General features: G+C 64.5%; 5 protein-coding genes and 1 pseudogene. 5 read left to right on the top strand and 1 reads right to left on the bottom strand.

All coding sequences use genetic code 11. The features are described from left to right. Window positions 1-529 (top strand): annotated as a pseudogene (locus H8A92_RS39840) (hypothetical protein); the annotation flags it as partial. A gap of 13 nt (window positions 530-542) precedes the next feature. Here the strand turns inward: H8A92_RS39840 and H8A92_RS39845 are convergent. Next, a complete protein-coding gene (locus tag H8A92_RS39845) occupies window positions 543-1,220 on the bottom strand; it encodes a DUF599 domain-containing protein (protein ID WP_229200722.1) in 678 nt (225 codons plus the stop codon). Between the two features lie 115 nt (window positions 1,221-1,335). Here H8A92_RS39845 and H8A92_RS39850 point away from each other — a divergent pair, with 115 nt between their 5' ends. From H8A92_RS39850 to H8A92_RS39865, 4 genes are all read left to right on the top strand, one after another. Next, window positions 1,336-1,989 (top strand): glutathione S-transferase family protein, encoded by a 654-nt coding sequence (locus H8A92_RS39850; protein ID WP_229200719.1) that lies wholly within the window; start codon window positions 1,336-1,338, stop codon window positions 1,987-1,989. A 116-nt stretch (window positions 1,990-2,105) separates the two neighbouring features. Beyond that, window positions 2,106-2,474: a YidB family protein gene (locus H8A92_RS39855; protein WP_229200720.1), complete on the top strand. Its 369-nt coding sequence runs from the start codon at window positions 2,106-2,108 to the stop codon at window positions 2,472-2,474. A gap of 217 nt (window positions 2,475-2,691) precedes the next feature. Then, window positions 2,692-2,895 carry a hypothetical protein gene (locus H8A92_RS39860; RefSeq protein ID WP_175068379.1) on the top strand — a complete coding sequence of 68 codons (204 nt, stop codon included), beginning with the start codon at window positions 2,692-2,694 and terminating at the stop codon, window positions 2,893-2,895. Window positions 2,896-3,047: 152 nt separating this feature from the next. After that, a partial coding sequence (locus tag H8A92_RS39865) for a hypothetical protein (protein WP_229200721.1) occupies window positions 3,048-3,847 on the top strand: 800 nt, incomplete at its 3' end.

Raw genomic sequence — 3,847 nt, forward strand, 5'->3', positions numbered from 1 at the left:
CGCGCAGCCGGCGCCGCAGACGCCACGAATGCCCCAGCCGATGTCGCAGCAACAGGCGGCGGCGTCACCGCCTGCCTATTCGCAGCCCGAGCCCGACCTGTCGGTCAAATACAATGTCATGCTCGGCCTGCCGCCCGACATTTCCGTGAAGCCGCCCGCCGATGCGCCATCGGGGGCCGGTCCCGGCAAGGACAATTTCGACGCGGCGGCCACCGAGCAGGCCGATGTCGGCTCCAGCGTGGCCGCCGAATTCCGCCGCCATTTGAAGACCTGCTTGAAGCTCCCGGCCAACGTGAGCACGAGCGATGACGTCAGGATCAAGCTCCGGGTGTTCATGAAGCCCGACGGCAAGCTCGCCGCATCGCCCTTGCTGATCGAAGCCACCGCGTCGCAGAAGGGGCCGCTGTTGCTCAAGAGCGCGACCGAGGCGCTGCAAGCCTGCCAGCCCTATGCGATGCTGCCGAAGGATCGCTACGGCGAATGGAAGGTGCTCGACCTCGATTTCACGCCGCGCGATTTCGCGTCGTGAGCGGGAGCAGGTTTCAACTGCCCATCGCCTGCCAGGCATTCGAGGCGAACTGCCGGCGCCAGATCACGATCACGACCGCGGCTGTCGTGACGAACAGCACCCAGGGGCTGACGAACCAGCCGAGATAGCCGAGCGCGAAGAAGAACGCGCGCTGACCGCGGTTGAAGTGCCGGCCCGCGGTCTCGAACAGCCGGGTGGTGCGGATCACATGGGCTTCCGCCTCCGGTGTGTCGCGCTGGCCGGCCGGCGGCATCGCGCCGAACAGGATCGCCACATAGTTGAACAGGCGATAGGCCCAGGCGAATTTGAAGAAGGTGTAGATGAAGATCAGGATCAACCCGATGCACTTGACCTCCCACAGAGCAGGCGAGGGCGTGAGGTTGACCGGCAGCGCACCGAGCACGGCGAGCGCGTCATTGGTCGCGCGCAGCAGCGCCAGCGCGCCGCCGATCGCGATCAGGCTGGTGGAGGCAAAGAATGCCGTGCCGTTCTGCAAGCTGGCCATGATCTGCATGTCGACCATCCGCGCATCGCGGTTGAGCAGATTCCTCACCCAGATTTCGCGGTAGACATGCATGCGCGCCGACAGGCTGTTGCGCCCATAGGCGGTGTGCTCCAGCGTGATGGCGTAGACCAGCCACTCCAGCGCAAAGAAGCCGACGGCCAGGATGTCGACCCAATAGCCGGTCATGGTGCCTTCCTTCGTGAACGCGCGGCTGCCGGTCCGCACCGCATCCCGCGTCATGTACAGGTTGAACGCGTGCAATGCACTATGGCAAACTGGCGTGACAACAGGATTCCCGGACATGCTCAAGCTCGTCATCGGCAACAAGAACTATTCGTCATGGTCGATGCGGCCCTGGCTGGCGCTGCGGGCCAACGACATCCCGTTCGAGGAACTCTTCGTTCCGCTCTACACCGATCAGGCCGACAAGGATCGCATCCTCTCTTTCAGCAAGGCGGGCAAGGTGCCGACGCTGATCGACGGCGACCTCACGGTGTGGGATTCGCTTGCGATCATCGAATACCTCGCCGAGAAGTTTCCCGAGGCCAAGCTGTGGCCCTCGGATCGCGCCGCGCGTGCACATGCGCGCGCGATCTCGGCGGAGATGCACTCGGGCTTCGTGCCGCTGCGAAGCGAATGCGGCATGAACCTGCACCGGCCGATCGGCGCCATCGCACTGTCGGACGATGCGCGGGCCAATGTGGCGCGGATCGAGGATATCTGGTCCGAATGCCACGCGCGCTACGGCAAGCAGGGACCGTTCCTGTTCGGTACCTTCTCCGGAGCGGACGCGATGTACGCTCCCGTGGTGCATCGCTTCCGCACCTACGCGATCCCGGTGAGGGCCGAGGCGCAGCATTATGTCGATGCCATGATGCAGCTTCCGGCGTTCCAGGAATGGACCCGCGACGGCGTTGCCGAGACGCTGCGCATCGCCCGATTCGAGGACGTCTGACGGTTCTTGCGCTTCCGATTTGTGACAGGGCTCGCAAAGATCGCAGCTTGACGTCGCGGGGCCGAAAGCGTCGAATCCGAAAAGCCGGATTTTCAAGCCGTGAAAGGACTTAGACCATGGGTATTCTGGATTCCCTGGAGAATTCACCCGAGCTGAAGGGCCTGCTTGACCAGCTCGGTGCGGCGGTGATTCCCGCTGTGCTCGGCGAGGTGATGGGCAATGGCGGGCAGGGCGGGTTGTCCGCGATCGTTGCCAAGCTCGAGCAGGGCGGGCTCGGCGATCAGGTCAAATCCTGGATCGGCACCGGCCAGAACCTGCCGATCACGGCCGAGCAGCTCCAGCAGGTGCTGGGCAGCGACACGGTCAGGCAGCTCGCCGCCAAGTTCAATATTCCGGTCGACCAGCTCTCGAAGGTGCTCGCCCAGCAGCTTCCGGCTGCGGTCGATGGCGCGAGCCCCAACGGCAAGCTGCCGCATACCGCCTGAGCGGGTGGAACCGGGTTCCGACCGAGGTCGGCGGGCAATTTCCGGGTGGCACGTAAATTGCTGCCTATCGCCCTGAAAAACCTGCAAAAATCGTACCTTCACGATGCCCCAATCTTGCTGGATTTGGGGCGGTGCGATGTGCTAGCTTGCCGCAGGGTTCTCAAAATGCCGGCCAGAGCTATCGGGACTGTCAGCTCGGCCAGCAATCTCTAAGAAAATGGAGAGGGCGTTGAAGCATAAGTACTCGATTGGCGAAGTCGTCTATTTCACGGCCAGCAACGTGGCGCGTCCCGCTGCGAGCGGTACCTATCAGGTGATCCGCCTGCTGCCGACCGATGGTGATGACTGCCAATATCGCATCAAGAGCTCGACCGAAGCTTTCGAACGGGTGGCCAAGGAGAGCCAGCTCGCGCTGTCCTGATGAGTTGTGCGCAAGCCGGTGCCTGACGCGGGTTCCGCGCTGTCGCCGTCAAAAGGCCCTGTTCGCAGACCCATTGTGCTGAAGGTTGGACGTCGGGATGGCGGCGTTCGCCGCCGCCGATTGTGCTTACGCTGCGTTGAGGGACATCGCGCATGAATTGGGCTTCCTCGCTGGATCAGATCTGGCGCTCACCGACCTTCCCGATGTGGCTGACGCTGGCCGCGGCAGCATTTTTTGGGATTGTCGTTCTCGTCACGCTGCTGCGTGCGGAAAAATCCGTCGCCAACGGGGCACTGACCGTCATTACGTTGCTGTCGATCGCGGTTGCGGTCGCCGCGACGATCCGCGGCTTCGGGCCGGGCGGGCAGGCGTCGCCGGCCGACACGCGGACGGCGCAATTGACTGGCCAGACCGTGCCGGCGCTGGCCTGCGTCGACGACCTCGCCGGAGATGCCGTTCTCAATGCCTGCGAGAAGGTGCTGTTCGGTTCATCGGATACCGCCGCTGCTGCGGTCAGCTATGCCGCGGCACAGATTTCGCGGCTGACTGCACTCGGCGACCTCGCCGCCGCGGAGCGCAATTCGACCACCGAGTTGCAGGCGCTGCGCCGCGCCATCGAGCATGACCGGTATGGCCTCGTCGCCTATGCGCTGATGGCGCGTGACCATTGCACACCGACCGCGTGCCCTGCGTTCCGCTCGCTCGGCGACAACCATCAGATCATCGCCAACATGAACGAGCGGACCTACGAGAACCTCGTCACGCGCTATGCGGGGGCCTGGAACGCGCCGTCCGCGCAGGCGTCGGCCGCCGGCCTGGTCGCGGCGCTGCCGCCGTCGATGCCCACGGGCAAGCCGACCAATGCCGAGTTTCCGAGCGCGTCGTCGACGCCGCCGGTCAGCATCATGACGCCCGAACCGGCGAAGCCGGCCGCAGCGGCACCGCCGCCGAC

The organism is Bradyrhizobium acaciae, from assembly GCF_020889785.1.
GTDB classification, from domain to species: domain Bacteria; phylum Pseudomonadota; class Alphaproteobacteria; order Rhizobiales; family Xanthobacteraceae; genus Bradyrhizobium; species Bradyrhizobium acaciae.

Bases quoted from the DNA above. Each gene is read 5' to 3' on its own strand.
- H8A92_RS39845 (WP_229200722.1), bottom strand. From the start codon at position 1,220: ATGACCGGCTATTGGGTCGACATCCTGGCCGTCGGCTTCTTTGCGCTG.
- H8A92_RS39850 (WP_229200719.1), top strand. From the start codon at position 1,336: ATGCTCAAGCTCGTCATCGGCAACAAGAACTATTCGTCATGGTCGATG.
- H8A92_RS39855 (WP_229200720.1), top strand. From the start codon at position 2,106: ATGGGTATTCTGGATTCCCTGGAGAATTCACCCGAGCTGAAGGGCCTG.
- H8A92_RS39860 (WP_175068379.1), top strand. From the start codon at position 2,692: ATGGAGAGGGCGTTGAAGCATAAGTACTCGATTGGCGAAGTCGTCTAT.